Source organism: Bacillus sp. FJAT-29790, from assembly GCF_019039215.1.
Taxonomy (GTDB): domain Bacteria; phylum Bacillota; class Bacilli; order Bacillales; family Cytobacillaceae; genus Cytobacillus.
Genome location: NZ_JAHNZZ010000003.1, coordinates 235,396 through 251,737, shown reverse-complemented (window position 1 = coordinate 251,737; position 16,342 = coordinate 235,396). Strand labels below are relative to the sequence as shown.

The 16,342-nt window shown below is 39.3% G+C and carries 15 protein-coding genes; 9 read left to right on the top strand and 6 right to left on the bottom strand.

Features of this window, described 5'->3' with window-relative positions:
• Nucleotides 1-80 precede the first annotated feature (80 nt).
• From BGM26_RS17945 to BGM26_RS17935, 3 genes are all read left to right on the top strand, one after another.
• Nucleotides 81-830: a FixH family protein gene (locus BGM26_RS17945; RefSeq protein ID WP_217041668.1), complete on the top strand. Its 750-nt coding sequence runs from the start codon at nucleotides 81-83 to the stop codon at nucleotides 828-830.
• 117 nt (nucleotides 831-947) lie between these two features.
• Nucleotides 948-1,712, top strand: coding sequence for a DUF4931 domain-containing protein (locus BGM26_RS17940; protein WP_217041667.1), 765 nt, complete (start codon nucleotides 948-950; stop codon nucleotides 1,710-1,712).
• Between the two features lie 132 nt (nucleotides 1,713-1,844).
• Nucleotides 1,845-3,017, top strand: coding sequence for an FtsW/RodA/SpoVE family cell cycle protein (locus BGM26_RS17935; RefSeq protein WP_217041666.1), 1,173 nt, complete (start codon nucleotides 1,845-1,847; stop codon nucleotides 3,015-3,017).
• Nucleotides 3,018-3,049: 32 nt separating this feature from the next.
• On the opposite strand, the gene BGM26_RS17930 is transcribed toward BGM26_RS17935, so the two are convergent.
• From BGM26_RS17930 to BGM26_RS17905, 6 genes are all read right to left on the bottom strand, one after another.
• Nucleotides 3,050-4,114 carry a Ger(x)C family spore germination protein gene (locus BGM26_RS17930; protein WP_217041664.1) on the bottom strand — a complete coding sequence of 355 codons (1,065 nt, stop codon included), beginning with the start codon at nucleotides 4,112-4,114 and terminating at the stop codon, nucleotides 3,050-3,052.
• Nucleotides 4,111-5,202 (bottom strand): GerAB/ArcD/ProY family transporter, encoded by a 1,092-nt coding sequence (locus BGM26_RS17925; protein ID WP_217041661.1) that lies wholly within the window; start codon nucleotides 5,200-5,202, stop codon nucleotides 4,111-4,113. The genes BGM26_RS17930 and BGM26_RS17925 overlap by 4 nt, the downstream gene beginning before the upstream one ends.
• Before the next feature lie 352 nt (nucleotides 5,203-5,554).
• Nucleotides 5,555-7,048 (bottom strand): spore germination protein, encoded by a 1,494-nt coding sequence (locus BGM26_RS17920; RefSeq protein ID WP_217041658.1) that lies wholly within the window; start codon nucleotides 7,046-7,048, stop codon nucleotides 5,555-5,557.
• Between the two features lie 186 nt (nucleotides 7,049-7,234).
• Nucleotides 7,235-7,582 carry a spore coat protein gene (locus BGM26_RS17915; RefSeq protein ID WP_217041657.1) on the bottom strand — a complete coding sequence of 116 codons (348 nt, stop codon included), beginning with the start codon at nucleotides 7,580-7,582 and terminating at the stop codon, nucleotides 7,235-7,237.
• A 69-nt stretch (nucleotides 7,583-7,651) separates the two neighbouring features.
• A complete protein-coding gene (locus tag BGM26_RS17910) occupies nucleotides 7,652-7,921 on the bottom strand; it encodes a hypothetical protein (RefSeq protein ID WP_217041655.1) in 270 nt (89 codons plus the stop codon).
• Nucleotides 7,922-7,945: 24 nt separating this feature from the next.
• Nucleotides 7,946-8,077 (bottom strand): YuzL family protein, encoded by a 132-nt coding sequence (locus BGM26_RS17905; RefSeq protein ID WP_217041653.1) that lies wholly within the window; start codon nucleotides 8,075-8,077, stop codon nucleotides 7,946-7,948.
• Between the two features lie 301 nt (nucleotides 8,078-8,378).
• Here BGM26_RS17905 and BGM26_RS17900 point away from each other — a divergent pair, with 301 nt between their 5' ends.
• From BGM26_RS17900 to BGM26_RS17875, 6 genes are all read left to right on the top strand, one after another.
• Nucleotides 8,379-10,760 carry a 3-hydroxyacyl-CoA dehydrogenase/enoyl-CoA hydratase family protein gene (locus BGM26_RS17900; RefSeq protein ID WP_217041800.1) on the top strand — a complete coding sequence of 794 codons (2,382 nt, stop codon included), beginning with the start codon at nucleotides 8,379-8,381 and terminating at the stop codon, nucleotides 10,758-10,760.
• Nucleotides 10,761-10,943: 183 nt separating this feature from the next.
• Nucleotides 10,944-12,119 (top strand): acetyl-CoA C-acetyltransferase, encoded by a 1,176-nt coding sequence (locus tag BGM26_RS17895; protein ID WP_217041650.1) that lies wholly within the window; start codon nucleotides 10,944-10,946, stop codon nucleotides 12,117-12,119.
• Between the two features lie 330 nt (nucleotides 12,120-12,449).
• Nucleotides 12,450-14,234, top strand: a complete 1,785-nt coding sequence (locus BGM26_RS17890) for an acyl-CoA dehydrogenase family protein (RefSeq protein ID WP_217041647.1) — start codon at nucleotides 12,450-12,452, stop codon at nucleotides 14,232-14,234.
• A 581-nt stretch (nucleotides 14,235-14,815) separates the two neighbouring features.
• Entirely contained in the window at nucleotides 14,816-15,175 is a 360-nt protein-coding gene (locus tag BGM26_RS17885; RefSeq protein ID WP_217041644.1) for an arsenate reductase family protein, read from the top strand.
• Nucleotides 15,176-15,266: 91 nt separating this feature from the next.
• Nucleotides 15,267-15,650, top strand: a complete 384-nt coding sequence (gene gcvH, locus BGM26_RS17880) for a glycine cleavage system protein GcvH (protein WP_217041641.1) — start codon at nucleotides 15,267-15,269, stop codon at nucleotides 15,648-15,650.
• A 334-nt stretch (nucleotides 15,651-15,984) separates the two neighbouring features.
• Complete coding sequence (locus BGM26_RS17875; RefSeq protein ID WP_217041637.1) at nucleotides 15,985-16,341, top strand: toprim domain-containing protein; 357 nt, start codon at nucleotides 15,985-15,987, stop codon at nucleotides 16,339-16,341.
• Nucleotide 16,342 lies beyond the last annotated feature (1 nt).

Below are 16,342 nucleotides of genomic sequence, written 5' to 3'. Positions count from 1 at the left end.
AAAGAATTTCATCCTTTTATCACATTTACGCTTTATATTTAAATTAACAAATCTTTTAATTGAAAGAAGAGGGAACCAATTTGAAAAAATGGATGTATGCGATAATTGTAAGTGCTATAACCTTAGCGGGGTGCGGCGAAACTGGGAATAAAGATAATGATACAAGCCAAGAAGTGGCTCCGGTCGCTATTGAAGCTGTTCTAGATATTCCTGAAAAGGCAGATCCAGGGCAAGAAGTAGCTTTAGCTGTCACTGTTACGCAGGTGGAAGAATTTGTAGATGACGCCAACGAAGTGAAGTTCGAAATTTGGAAAGAAGGACAAAAGGAAGCAAGTGAAATGGTTGTAGCCGAACATTCTGAAAAGGGAAAGTATATCGCTAACTATAAATTCCCTGAAGATGGAGTATTCTCTGTTCAATCTCATGTAACGGCAAGGGACATGCATACGATGCCGACGAAAACGATCCAAATCGGCCATTTAGAAGAGGAGCACCATGAACATAAAGAGGATAGCGATGATCATGGTCATTCTCACCATGGGGATGTATCCATAAACTTGGATATGCCAGATCATGTTCAAGCCAATAAACAAACGGATTTAGTTGTTCATTTGGAAAAAGATGAGCAGCCACTTAGCAATGCAGCCGTTAGACTGGAAATTTTCCAGCAAGGAGCAAATCCGGCATGGGTTGATACGGCAGAAGGTGCAAAAGGAGAGTATAAAACAGAGTACCAATTCCCAGCTAGCGGGGAATACACAGTGAGAATTCATGTTGAAAATGACGAAGGCCTCCATGAACATACAGAAGTTAAAGTAACTGTTCATTAATAATCATTTTTAAGGTGCACCTAAACGGGTGCCCCTTTTTTAAAACTTCTTCTCGCCAATTCCTAAAAAATTCAATAAAATAAAGCTAGAAAAGATAGAAAAGCAGGTGCAGGAACATTGAATAATAATACTCATTTATACTTTAATGCTGGAATTGGAGCTAAGAAACCTAATAGTATAAAAAATAAGGAGCAAAGTTGTCCCTTTTGTGAAAAGGACAAGCTTACAGATATATTGGCAGTGGATGGTTCCATCATCCTTCTAAAAAATAAATATCCTGTTTTAGCGAATACGTATCAAACGGTTTTAATAGAAACGGATGATTGTCATGGGGAACTATCCACTTATCAGGAGGATCACTTAATCAAACTCATTGGATTTGGTCTAAAGCATTGGCTACTAATGACGGAAACCGGAGAATACCGTTCCGTTATTTTCTTTAAAAATCATGGTCCGCTATCTGGTGGTTCCATTGCCCATCCTCATATGCAAATTGTCGGGCTTAAGGAGATCAATTATGTTGATAAGGTACAGCCGCAAGATTTTGAAGGATTGACCATTCATGAAAAGGATGGAACGATATTTTCTATTTCCACAGCCCCTAGAATAGGTTTTTATGAGTTTAACATTAAATTGGCAGACATGAACGATATCACTTCTTTTGCGAGATACATACAGACGGCCGCGCATTATATTTTGAATGTTTTTCCTTTTCATTGCAGCAGCTATAATTTATTTTTCTACAAGCTTGATGATCAAATTTATGCGAAAGTTGTCCCGCGGTCTGTTACATCACCGATATTTATAGGGTATTTTATTCCGCAGGTTCCAAATAATATCGAATGGATGAAGAATGACGTGCAGGAAAAGTATTTCGGATAACTAGCTTTTGAATAACATGTATAACTGAAATAATTTCCAATCGCCTTTAAGAAGTTGTGATTTGCTCTGATAAAAAATATAATGAAGTATTGCAGAATACTTAGTTTTGTTTTTTCTATGAAGGAGAATGATATGACTTCTAATAAAACGACACCTTCTAGGCTTGATTTTAGCTTAGTTTTCATAATGATTTTATTATTCTTAGTGAGCTGTATTTCGATTTACAGCGCTCAGACGACTGGTCAATATAAGGAAAATTTTCTTTTAAAGCAATTTGTTTGGTATTTGGTTGGAACTGGGATCATCATGGCTGTTATTACCCTTGATTCGGACCAGTTAAAAAAATTATCTTGGTATGCATATGGTTTTGGGTTACTCTTACTTGGATTTTTAATTGTCGCTCCTAGTAGCATTGCTCCGGTAATCAATGGCGCCAAATCTTGGTTCATTGTGCCTGGAATGGGCTCGCTTCAGCCATCTGAGCTTGTAAAGGTCTTTCTCATCCTTGTTCTTGCAAAAGTGATCGAAGAACATCATCAAAAGAATCGGTTAAAAACAGTCCAAACTGATTTATGGCTATTGGTTAAGCTTGGGATATTTACAATGATCCCTCTCTTGCTTGTTATGCAGCAGCCTGATCTTGGAACAGGCTTAGTATTTATCGCCATTATGCTAGGGATGATTTTTATTTCCGGAATTACATGGAAGCTGCTTGCCCCTATTTTCGGAACAGGTATAACACTTGTCTCTGTTATTTTCTACTTTGTCATCTGGCATCCGGAGATATTAGAAAAGTATTTAGGGGTGAAAGAATACCAGTTTGGCCGTATTTACTCATGGATTGACCCTTATAATTACCAAAGCTCGACTGGATTCCAATTAACAAGGTCTCTTCTTGCTATCGGTTCAGGTGAAACGAGCGGGAAGGGCTATGGGACAAGGGAAGTTTATTTGCCAGAAAGCCATACAGACTTCATATTCAGTATTGTTGGCGAAGAATTTGGTTTTATCGGGGCAAGTATTGTCATTAGTATATTCTTTATGCTCATTTACCAAATTACTAAAGTTGGGATGGAAACGAAAAATGACTTTTATTCATATATTTGTGTAGGAGTCATTAGCATGATCACTTTTCATGTTTTCCAAAATATTGGTATGACCATTGGCGTGTTACCTATTACAGGAATACCTCTCCCTTTTATTAGTTACGGAGGAAGCTCGCTAATGGGAAATATGCTTGCGATTAGCTTAATCTTTTCGATTCGCTATCATTATAAAAAATATATGTTTTCGAGTAATGATTAAAGAGCGAAGGGCAAATTACCTTCGCTCTGTATTTATTCAACGCCGCCTGTTTCCACAATTGTGACATTGCATATTATCTTAATTTCAAGGTTTTTGTAATTATCTTTCCATTTTTTAAAATCGAAACCCCGATTTTTGGTTTTGTAAATATGACCCAATCCAATCGGATCGATATCTTTTTCCTGAAATTGTTTAACCAATTTCAAGCATTCCCTTTCCACTTCTTTTTCTAAATTATCTCCAATTTCTTTAATTATTTTTGAGTTTAATCTTGTTCCAGTATATTCGCGGATCACACCTTTAATTTTTATGTCAATAGTGACTTTTGAAGGGTCTTTTTTCGAAATTGTAACTTTTTGCTTTGACTTGATGCTTTCGACATCGGTTTCCTTGCCATTTTTCAAATGGACTTTATAGCTACCAGTACTATACTTGTCAACTAATAATTTAAAAAAGAACATTTTATTTGCAGGTATAACATCTACTTCTTTGTCCAATTTAAACAGGCTAATCCCGCTAATTTTAACGACATCTGAATTTACCATTTTCAATCTTGGGAGGTAAATATCTTTTCCTTCTTGATAATAATCACGCAGAACGACGTGAAGATTTTGTTTAGGTACATCTCTTCTATTCATATTATGGTCAATAAGATCGAATAAGTAGACCGCAGTTCCTTGCGTTCCGTAATTTCCTTGCATCAAATCTTGAGACAAGCCTTCTGTGGTTGCTAGTAAATTTCTTGCCCCAATGCTCGCATCTCTTTGGTAAGCATCTACAAATTCAATAATTCCTTCTTTTGCAAGCTTCTCTCCAAAGACAGACACTAAAATTCCACCTGTAACAAGAGGGTTATTGGTTTGCTTTTGAACATTTGCAAGAATATCTCTCCTTAAATCCCCATTGGCTACATACGTTTTGTTTAGAATGGATTTATCGGGATTGAATTCTTGCAGGAGAACTGTGCCGCGAAATTTTTTTTCCTTTAATAGATCATATCCGACGCCAACTTCGACATTAAGATCATCAAGAATTAGCGGTTGAACACATCCCGACAAGAACACCACTACTAAGAGTAAGAGGGGTATCCTTCTCATTTCTTTTTCACCTTCTTCGTAATCAATGTGGCAATGAATAATAAGGGAATATAAAAGAAAATAAACCCAAAACTCATTTTGCTGGTAAAATCCTCAAGCATTTTAATTTTTTCTCGGGAATCAAAAAAATTAATGACAATCAAGTTGACAATAACGATGAAATAAATACCTTTTTTCTGTTTGATATTAAAAATTCTTTTAATGAGTCTAGAGGCAACCCAAATCGCGATACAGACATTAGGAAGGATGATTAAATTCCAATTGGCAATTCCTACATATTCGAATCTTTCTACAAACGACAATTTAAAAATTTTCCACATCGTCAAGGTTGGCCAAACCTCTTTTGCGAGCTGTTCCTCCGAAAAATAAGCAAAGGATAATATCGCAAAGCTAAAATAGACGAATGTAGTGGATAGTAAGGCAAGATGTCCCCATTTTTTCGATTGTTTAGGGTTTTTAATAAAAGGATAAAAAAACAATACAATTTCAAAGCCGGCATAAGAAAGTGACATTTTATAAGCGCTTAAAAGCAAATCCTTTACAGAATGGTCCCAGATGGGTAAAAGATTATTAATGTTGGAAAACTGTACATTAGGAGTAAAAGTAAAATATAAATAGGCAGGCAGGAGAAGCCCAAAGACAGTTATTCCCACGACAGTTCGGAATCCGCCAAACACGATATACATACTAAGCAGCATAAAAGCAAAGGTGAACCAGAATACACTCATTTCAGGAAACATCCAAACTTGGACGATTTCAATAAATGAACGAAGAATCGACAAAGCATATACAGTAAAATAGAGAATGAATGGGAAGCTTAATAGCTTCCCGCCAAAATTCCCGGCTATATAGATATGAGCCGATACAAGATCCCCATTAACTGTTTCAGCAATTTTGTAGATCATCCAGAGAATGATATGAATGCATGCTCCTGCGAACAAGATTGAAATCCAGGCGTCATAGCCGGCATATTTGGCAATTTCACGCTGATAACCGAGAATACCGATTCCGATTTGCATGGACATAATCATATGAAGAACTAAAAATGGGGAGATTTTCAATCTCTCAGGTATCGTATGTTCCTGCATAAATGGTTCACATCCAGTTTATTCGGGTAGTTTTCGAACTCTTTTTGCTTTAGCAACATAATGATTCACAACGAAATGCATTGTACCACTCGTAGCGAAAAATCAGATAGATCTGTCTAGATGCGGAGCCTAGGGGTTGGCCGACTAAGAGCGCCATACTCGAAAAAGAAATACGCTTTTTTCTTCGTGCGATGTTAATACTGCCGAAACTTTCCTACTACCATTGCAACGTCGGTATTAGTACGTCCTGTACGTCGGAGGTCATAAGCCAATCCGTAAAGAAGGTTAAAGTGCAGCCAACAGCCGTCTCGGCTTATGCTTGTCGCCTCTGATCAAGGCTCCTTCGCTTTTCTTATTCATCAATATCTTTCTTTATATTTGCTTTTTTCTTATTAAAGCGATATTGCTTTTCTGTCTTTAAAAGTTCTGGACGCGAAGCCAGCTTTTGAAGCGGAAGGCTGACTATAGAATCCTTTAAGTCTGTCACCCGTGGCGGATAAAACGGCTCTAAAAATGGCCTGCCAAGCGAGGTAAGACGGATTAAGTGGGCTAATAAAATACAAAAACAAAAAAGAATCCCGAGGAGCCCCCATAACTGTGCAAAAAGTAAAAAAGGAAAGCGAAGAATACGGATTGCATTACCCATCTTGTAGACAGGTGTTGTAAAGGAAGCGAGAGCAGCAAGTGCGATAATGATAAGGAGAACATTACTTGTAAGGCCTGCATCAACTGAAGCAGTACCTATGACGATTCCGCCTACGATACCGATTGTTTGACCGACTTTTGTCGGCAGTCTTGCTCCAGCCTCTCTTAATAATTCAATCGTCATTTCCAGTATTAAAGCTTCTAGAATGGGAGGAAAGGGGACATCTCTCCTCGATGTAATTAAAGTACTTAATAATTCCTTTGGAATCATCTCATAATGATAGGTTAGTGCTGCTACATAAATGGGTGTAATTAGGACGGAGAAGGCAACCGCAAATACCCGAAGTAACCTAAAAAATGTTGCTAAACCCCAATTTAGGAAATAATCATCAAAAGCACTGAAAAATTCAACTAGAGTAGTTGGTCCAAGTAAAACATGAGGGGAGCCGTCTACACAAATCGCTACCTTCCCTTCAGCCAAAACCGCTGCTATCCTATCTGGCCTTTCTGTATCCAATAACTGTGGAAATGGCGAATTGGAGTTATCCGATATGATTTGAACAATATAAGAACTATCTATAATCGTATCGATTTCAATTTCTTTTATACGTTGCTTGACCGTATTCACATTCTCTTGATTCGTAATTCCCTCAATATGTAAGACAGCAATTTGTGTTTTCGATATAGTTCCAACCGTAAACTCGTCTACGATTAATTCTTTTACAGGTAATCTTCTTCGAATTAAGTTTAAATTTACGCCGATTGATTCTACAAAGGATTCTTTTGGGCCGATTACGGAAAACTCTACCTCGGGTGGTGATAAAGCACGAATAATTTCTTTTCGGGCAGGAATAAAGCCGAATTTTTTTTCCTCTGTTTCAATTGTCAGCATGACACAGCCATCGAACAGTTTCTCTTCTATTCCAGAAGGATCTTCGCTTATTTCCACGTCTGTAATAGGGAGGATTTTTTTGATATCTTCAATCGATAGAAGGTCCCCCTCGAGTAAATCTGGGAGTATACTTTGCTGTATAATGGCGTCATCAATTAAAGTAGTCATAAATGTAAGGCAAAACCGCACATTTGTTTTTCGATTGAAATAAAATGATTTTTTAAAGTCCTTCGATTTTAATAATGTTTTTTCCCAGTCTTTTTTCTCTATATCCTTTTGTACACTCTTCTTTTGTAACCATTTTTTCATCATCAATCACCGTCATTTCTAGCATTGTGCTTATTGTTACCGATTTTGGAAGGATTATGAATAGATGGGGAAATAAATCTGCAGATCGGAGAAAAGCGAATAGATAATAGGATAGACCTAAGTAAGTAAAACGAAAGCCGGCTTCCAGTTAGGAAAACGGCTTTTTGGTGTGCAGGATATTGTACCTCACTGATACGGCAACTGGTTTGTATAACCTTGGAACTGTTGGTATGATTGCTGCAGTTTTTGCTGTTCGGCGGCTTCGACTTTGTACCAGCCTTTTTTGAACATCATGTTATAGAATTCGCGCTGTTCATTTTGTGTTTCAGTAAAAATGTTTAACATATCTTGATAAAGCGCCTGATGACTGGCTTCGTGCAAATAGGTACAGTAAGAAGACGTCATATATTTTTCCATCGCTAATAGATCGTTTGTGAAATCACGGTCATTCATTTGTGGCGTTTTCGGGATTTGAGTTTCAGGGTTTTGGATTGCATTTTGTTGGTTCTGATTCTGGATCGGATTTTGATACATGTTAAGTGCCTCCTCGTGAAATGATAATGATTTACTTTGTTATTTTGAGATTCGGCGGTCCCGCCTTTCTTATTGAACCCCTGTAAAGGATTGGTTTTGCGGATTTAAATGAGTAAGAATTTGATCATAATGGCGCTGATGCATCTGACCGCATCTTTCAAACTCCGCCTTTAATTCCTGGCATTGGCATTGCTGAGCATAGAAATGGGCCTTTTTCACAGCTAGTAAATTCCAGGAAAGCATGTCTGTTAAATACATAGAGTCTTTCGTAGAAATGACAGCAGGCGGCTGTTGCATTACTCCTTGCTGATTTTGCATATTCATATTTTGCTGTTGCATAAGCAATCCCTCCGTAATGAATGATTATTTTTTATATTGATTATTTTGACTGTTCACTTTCCCGCCGCCATCTGCTTCAACAGTTGGGCCTGCATTGCCTTTCACACTTGCTGCGCTTACCCCTGCTTTCGAAGGGTTCCTTTTTCTTCTCGCCATTGATTCTTCACCTCCACTAATAGAATGTCCATTATTGTTTTTTTCACTAGGAAAAAGGGTAAATTCAGAAAGAGATTTTAAGATGGAGCATGCAAGTTGCCCGTAAGGTCTTGTATCCGCATATTCGAGTTTAGACAATCGTCAGTTTTTAAAATTTTCTAATTTCAGCCTCAAAAACCATTGCGTAAATTTTTCAAATATTCTATAGTTATAAATAACAAGACATATTCACAGATGAATTTTTTTTGGACTAAAAATGAATGAGTATTCATTCAAAAGGTAAAAGGGGGAAATAAAGTTGATCCAACAAATCAAAAAGGTAGCAGTTCTCGGTTCCGGGGTAATGGGCTCTGGCATTGCAGCCCACTTAGCGAACATTGGAATTCCAACCTTGCTGCTAGATATTGTACCTCGCGAATTAACAGAATCCGAAAAGTCAAAAGGATTAACCCTTGAAGATAAAAGTGTCCGCAACCGCATCAGTGAAGCGGGAAGACAAAAGCTTTTGAAACAAAAGCCAGCTCCGCTAACGAAAAAAACGAATCTCGCTTTAATCGAAGCCGGAAATTTTGAAGATGATATGGAACGCGTGAAAGATGTCGATTGGGTGATTGAGGTCGTAGTCGAAAACCTCGCTGTAAAAAAACAAGTGTTTGAAAAGGTTGACGAGTTCCGGAAACCGGGAAGCATCGTGAGCTCGAACACTTCAGGCATTTCAGTTGAAGCAATGGCGGAAGGACGCTCGGAAGATTTCCAAAAGCACTTTCTTGGAACGCACTTCTTTAACCCACCGCGTTATTTGAAACTTTTAGAGATTATCCCTACGAAACATACAGCTCCAGAAGTATTGGCCTATATGAAACAATTTGGTGAAGATGTGCTAGGAAAAGGTGTCGTTGAAGCGAAGGACACGCCTAACTTTATTGCCAACCGCATCGGTACTTATGGGCTTTTAGTGACTGTTCAGGAAATGCTGAAAGGCGGATACAGTGTTGGTGAGGTTGATTCTATTACAGGTCCGCTTATTGGCAGATCTAAAAGTGCAACTTTCAGAACGCTTGACGTTGTAGGCCTTGATACATTTGTAAATGTTGCGGGCAACGTGTTTGAACAAGTAGAAGGCAAAGAAAAAGAAGTATTTGCAGTCCCTGATTTTATGAAAGGAATGCTGGAAAAAGGTTGGCTTGGAAGCAAATCAGGGCAAGGCTTCTTTTTGAAAAAGGGAAAAGAAATCTTAGAGTTAAACCCGCAAACATTGGAATACGGCGAGCGCAAAAAGCTGAATACACCGGCAATTGAACTGAGCAAGCCGGAAAAAGGAACAGGGAATAAAATGAAAGGGCTTGTTTATGCGGATGACCGCGCAGGCCAGCTATTATGGAATATATTAAGTCCAGCTTTAATTTATTCGGCTCAATTACTCGGTTCAATTGCAGATGATGTCGTTGCAATTGACCGTGCGATGAAATGGGGCTTCGGCTGGGAGCTTGGACCATTTGAAACATGGGATGCGATCGGGGTGGAGAAATCGATCAGCAGGATGAAAGAGGAAGGTGTAGAGGTCCCTGCTTGGGTAAAGGAAATGCTCGAAAAAGGATTCACAACCTTTTATAAAGAAGAAGCTGGCAATCTCTACTTCTATCAAAATGGCGAATATCAATTAATTAAAGAGAATCCAAAAGTGATTAATTTAACGCGTCTGAAAAAACAAAACGGTGTGATAAAAAAGAACAGCGGGGCGAGCTTAATTGATCTTGGCGATGGGGTCGCACTTCTTGAATTCCATTCCCAAAGTAACGCAATTGGTCTTGATATTATTCAAATGATTAACTTTGCTATCGATGAAGTGGAAAGGAATTACAAAGGGCTTGTCATTGGCAACCAGGGGAAAAACTTCTGTGTAGGTGCCAACCTTGCGATGATCTTAATGGAAGCTCAGGATGATAATATTTATGAACTTGATATGGTCGTTCGGCACTTCCAGCAGGCGATGATGAAAATAAAATACAGTTCAAAACCAGTCGTGGCTGCACCGTTTGGAATGACGCTAGGCGGCGGGACAGAGGTTTGTCTGCCAGCAGCACATATTCAAGCTTCGAGTGAAACATATATGGGCCTTGTTGAAGTGGGTGTAGGCTTGATCCCTGGCGGAAGCGGCAACAAGGAGCTTTATTTAAAACATCTCGAAAACATGCCAAATGGGGTAGAATTCGACCTCCAAAAGGTTGCTAATAAAGTATTTGAATCGATTGCAATGGCCAAAGTTTCAACTTCAGGGGACGAAGCACGGGATAATAATTTCCTTCATTTAGCCGATGGGATTAGCGTAAATGGAGACCACCTGATTTATGATGCAAAACAGGCTGTCCTCTCACTTTTTCAAAAAGGTTATAAGCCTCCTGTCCGTAAAAAAGTTCCGGTCGTTGGCGAAACCGGGTACGCAATGATGTTATTAGGAGCACAGGCAATGATGCACTCAGGCTATATTTCAGCACATGATCTAAAAATTGCGAAGAAGCTTGCTTACGTGATTGCCGGTGGAAAAGTGCCATACGGAACAGAAGTGGATGAACAATACCTTCTCGATTTAGAAAGGGAAGCGTTTTTAAGCTTGGTGGCAGAGCCGAAATCTCAAGCACGCATGCAGCATATGCTTTTAAAGGGAAAGCCATTGCGTAATTAATGGAATAGCTATAGTAGAAAAACGGAAGATTTGTGGTTCGGATTTGTTTGAAGTGTGCCCTTTTTGCAGGGCAAAATCCATCACTCAGAACGTAAACCCTACCCAGATTTACAATATTTTTTTATACAATCATAGAATAATAGACTATGAATACTAAGCATTGAAGGAAAGTGAGGGAATAAAATGAGAGAAGCAGTAATCGTTGCAGGTGCCCGAACGCCGGTCGGCAAAGCGAAAAAAGGCACTTTAGCGAATGTGAGGCCGGATGATCTAGGTGCCCTTGTTGTTCGGGAAACGATAAAGCGAGCAGGAAATTATGAAGGCAATATTGATGATTTAATCATTGGGTGTGCGATGCCAGAAGCTGAACAGGGAATGAATATGGCTCGGAATATTGGTGCTTTAGCGGGACTGCCGCATACAGTTCCGGCCATTACAATTAACAGGTACTGTTCATCAGGATTACAATCTATCGCATATGCAGCAGAAAAAATTATGATCGGCCATGCTAACACGATCATCGCTGGCGGTGCAGAATCAATGAGCCTTGTACCAATGATGGGGCATGTTGTTCGCCCGAATGTAAAGCTAGCTGAAACAGCACCTCAATATTATATGAGTATGGGCCATACAGCAGAAGAGGTAGCGAAAAAGTACGGAATAACCCGCGAGGATCAGGATGCATTTGCTGTTAGAAGCCATCAAAAAGCTGCCAAAGCTCTCCAAGGAGGCAAGTTTGTTGATGAAATCGTTCCAGTAGATGTTACCTTACGATCTGTTGGCAAAGATAATAAATTATTCGAGGGTACAATCCAATTCACTCAAGACGAAGGAGTACGTGCTGATTCAACTGTAGAGACACTTGCGAAGCTTCGCCCGGCATTCTCTGTAACCGGTTCAGTAACGGCAGGAAATGCCTCTCAAACAAGTGATGGAGCTGCAGCAGTGATGGTGATGGACCGCGAAAAAGCAGAATCTTCAGGTCTGAAGCCAATGGCGAAATTCCGGTCATTCGCAGTAGGTGGGGTTCCGCCTGAAATTATGGGCATCGGCCCCATTGTCGCAATCCCAAAAGCCTTAAAGCTTGCAGGATTGGAGCTTTCAGATATCGGCTTATTTGAACTAAATGAAGCATTTGCCTCGCAATCCATTCAGATTATCCGGGAGCTTGGGCTTGATGAAGAAAAAGTCAATGTGAACGGTGGCGCTATTGCTTTAGGACATCCGCTTGGATGTACAGGTGCAAAGCTGACATTGTCGCTAATTCATGAAATGAAAAGGCAAAACCAGCAATTTGGTATCGTAACCATGTGTATCGGCGGAGGAATGGGTGCTGCAGGAGTTTTTGAATTACTTTAATTTTTAGGCCGTTTTCTAAATGATTGTTGTTAACTAGGTTTTATATAAAGTTGATTGGAGCGGAAGGTGCGAGATCCTCAAAATGCATACGCATTTTTTCGTGCGGTGTTAATTCACGGATGTTTATTCAATGTCCTGCGGGAGCAGCGGGACAGGTGAGACCCCACAGGCGCAGAGCGCCGAGGAGGCTCACCGCCCGCCCCGCGGAAAGCGAGCATCTGGAGCGGAAATCAACTACTCCGCACTACTAAGTAAAATAGCCAATTTTTATAAATCAGGGGGAGAAATCCGATTAGTTTTTTTAGAACCAATAGAATGGAGGAAAAGGCGATGACAAATCAAACAGATAAGTTAATTAAAGGTGGAAGCTTTTTAATTGAAGATGTTTCATATGACCGTGTATTTACGCCGGAAGATTATACAGATGAACAGAAAATGATCGCAAAAACAACAGAAGAGTATGTTGTAAATGAAGTTTTACCTGAAGTAGAGCACCTGGAAAACCATGAATTTGACCGTTCTGTAAAGCTTTTAAAACAGGCAGGGGAATTGGGGCTGCTAGGAGCTGACGTTCCTGAAGAGTATGGCGGCCTTGCATTAGATAAAGTAAGTTCGGCCCTTATTGCGGAAAAAATGGCCCGTGCTGGCGGTTACTCGATCTCTCACGGTGCACATGTGGGAATCGGCTCACTTCCAATCGTACTATTCGGTAACGAGGAGCAAAAGCAAAAGTATTTGCCTGACTTAGCGACAGGTGAAAAGCTTGCTGCATATGCTTTGACAGAGCCGGGCTCAGGTTCTGATGCGCTTGGCGCCAAAACAACTGCAAGGTTAAATGCGGAAGGCACCCATTATATATTAAATGGAGAAAAACAATGGATTACAAATGCAGGCTTTGCAGATATCTTTGTTGTCTATGCAAAAATAGACGGTGAGCATTTCTCTACTTTTATCGTTGAAAGGGAATTCCAAGGCGTATCCGTTGGTCCGGAAGAAAAGAAAATGGGGATTAAGAGCTCGTCAACCCGTACATTGATTTTTGAAGATGCACTTGTGCCAAAAGAGAATTTATTAGGGGAATTCGGAAAAGGGCATATCATTGCTTTTAATATTCTGAATATCGGACGTTATAAGCTTGGGGTCGGAGCTGTTGGCGGTTCAAAACGCGCTTTTGAAATTACAGTGCAATACGCAAACCAACGCCAGCAGTTTAAAACGCCGATTTCCCAGTTCAATTTAACGAAAGAGAAATTTGGAACAATGGCGTCGAAGATCTATGCTGCGGAAAGCTCTGTATACCGCACTGTCGGGTTATTTGAAGACCGAATGAGTCAGCTATCTGACGAAGAGGTAAAGGACGGAAAAGAAGTAGCGAAATCGATTGCTGAATATGCTATTGAGTGCTCGTTAAATAAATTTTTCAATACTGAAGTACTTGATTATGTTGTCGATGAAGGCGTTCAAATCCATGGCGGATACGGCTTCATGGCTGAGTATGAAATTGAAAGAGCTTATCGTGATTCCCGTATCAACCGCATCTTTGAAGGCACCAATGAAATAAACCGCCTATTAGTTCCTGGAACGTATCTTCGTAAGGCGTTTAAAGGTGAGTTGCCACTATTCCAAAAGGCGCAGGCTTTGCAGGAAGAGCTTATGATGCTAATGCCAGAAGAGCCAGGTGACGAGCCATTAGCCCAAGAAAAATATTTAGTGAAAAATGCGAAGAAAATCGGTTTGCTTGCTGCAGGTCTCGCTGCTCAGAAGTACGGAAAAGCTTTAGAAAAAGAGCAAGAAGTTTTAGTCAATATTGCTGATATCATTTCAAATGCTTATTCAATGGAATCTGTTGTTCTCCGGACAGAAAAGGCGATCGTAAAAGACGGTCTGGAAAAGAGTAAGCAGAAGCTTCTTTATACACAAATTTTCTGCCAGGAAGCATTCAATAAAATCGAACAAGATGCAAAAGAAACACTTGTTGCCGTTGAAACTGGAGATGCATTAAGAATGATGATTTCGGCGCTGCGTAAATTCACACGCCATACACCAATAAATGTTATTGCGAAAAAACGTGAAGCGGCCGAAAAATTAATCGATGCAGAACGATTTGTTCTATAAATTATTCACACTTAGATAAATGCCTTTTAAATAGACTCCCTTCATTTATGCAGGGAGTCTTAGTGATGATGAAAAAAATAGTTTAATAAAACACAGGAATTTTTAAAAAATGTTGAATGTTTCATTTCTAAGAGATTGTTGCTTAATAAAACTAATTAACTAAAGTTTATTCATTCACCATAAACTCCCCTATGGCGACCGTTTTTCCATTATCGAGTCGTTTTCGATCGTCATGCGCCCTTCATGGCGACCGTTTTTCTTTTATCGAGTCGTTTTCGATTGTCATGAGCCCATTATGGCGACCGTTTTTCCATTATCGAGTCGTTTTCGATCGTCATGCGCCCATTATGGCGACCGTTTTTCCATTATCGAGTCGTTTTCGATCGTCATGCGCCCTTCATGGCGACCAGTTTTCCTTTTCGAAAAAAAAATTCTGTTAAGGAGCAACAAAGTTTGCGAAAACAGCCAATGTATAAGTTTACAGTCAATGCTTTTAGTTATCATTAATATATGATAGTATTTATTTTGTAAATTGTAAGTTTATTTTTTATTATGGACATGATAACATAGGTGGTGGGAAGATGGCATTTACTTTTTATTGGTACCCGAAATGTGGGACTTGCCGAAAAGCTAAGAAATGGCTAGATGAACATCGATTAGCTTATGAAGAAGTACATATTGTTGAAAATCCCCCTTCACGGAGCGAGCTTGAACACATGTATAATGAAAGCGGTTTAGACATTAAGAAATTCTTTAATACGAGCGGCCTTAAATATCGGGAACTTGGTTTAAAGGATAAAGTTAAAACATCATCAGATGATGAACTGCTTGATTTGCTGGCAACCGATGGGATGCTGATGAAACGTCCAATCTTAACGGATGGCCAGAAGGTGTCTGTTGGCTTTAAAGAAGAGGATTACGAAAAAACATGGCTTACATAACGAGGAATTGAATAATTCTTTCATGCCATGATGAATAATGAGATCGATGCAAACGATCATAGATTGAAATGAAAAAATGGAGGGATTTGGAATGAACACACCTAAAGAACTACGTTATTCAGAAGAGCATGAGTGGATCAAAACAGAAGGCGAGCAAGTTCGCATCGGGATCACAGACTTTGCCCAATCTGAATTAGGAGACATCGTTTTCGTTGAACTTCCTGAAGTAGGGGACGAAATTACAGCGGACGAGCCTTTCGGAAGCGTTGAATCTGTTAAAACAGTTTCTGAGCTTTATGCACCAATCAGCGGAAAAGTTGTAGCAGTAAATGAAGACTTAAGCGATAGTCCTGAGTTTGTTAATGAGTCTCCATATGAGAAAGCATGGATGATTCTTGTTGAGCCTTCCAACGCTGGCGAACTGGACAACTTAATGTCTGCAGAGCAATATGAAGAAATGGTCAAAGAAGACTAATTCGATGAAATAGGAAGCTGGCTCTTTATTAAAGAGTTAGCTTCTTTTTTCTTATTAAAGAATACAACCGAATAAATGGCTTGGCCATTAAACCAGCAGAATTGGCCGATAAAAAAGAAAAAATGTCTGATTATATAAAAAATGAACGGCTTTATGAATATGATTTTTAGGTAACTAGTAAAAATACTAATTAAATCAAATATTAAGAGTGAATAAATTTCGAAGCCGGTTACCGAATAAGGCAGGAGTTCACACCAATATCTCGAATAATGAATATAATAAGATAAAAAATAACAAAACAATTATTAAACTACACTCCGTTCAGGTGATGATTATGGATGAGGAAATTTCAGAAAAAGTAATTATAGTAGAAGGCACATCAGATAAAAGAAAAGTGGAAACGATCGTAAGTGAGCCTATTGAGATTATTTGCACAAATGGAACGATTAGCATTACTCGACTGGATGAATTAATAGACATGCTGTTTGATAAGGATGTTTATATATTGGTGGATGCTGATGCTGCAGGAGATAAGCTTCGAAAACAATTTAAAAGAGAGTTCCCTGAGGCTGAGCATCTTTATATTGATCGAATGTATCGGGAGGTTGCTACGGCACCTGAGCATCATTTGGCAACTGTTTTGCTAGGAGCCAATATTGACGTTTATACAAAGTTTTTGGATAGAGGATGAT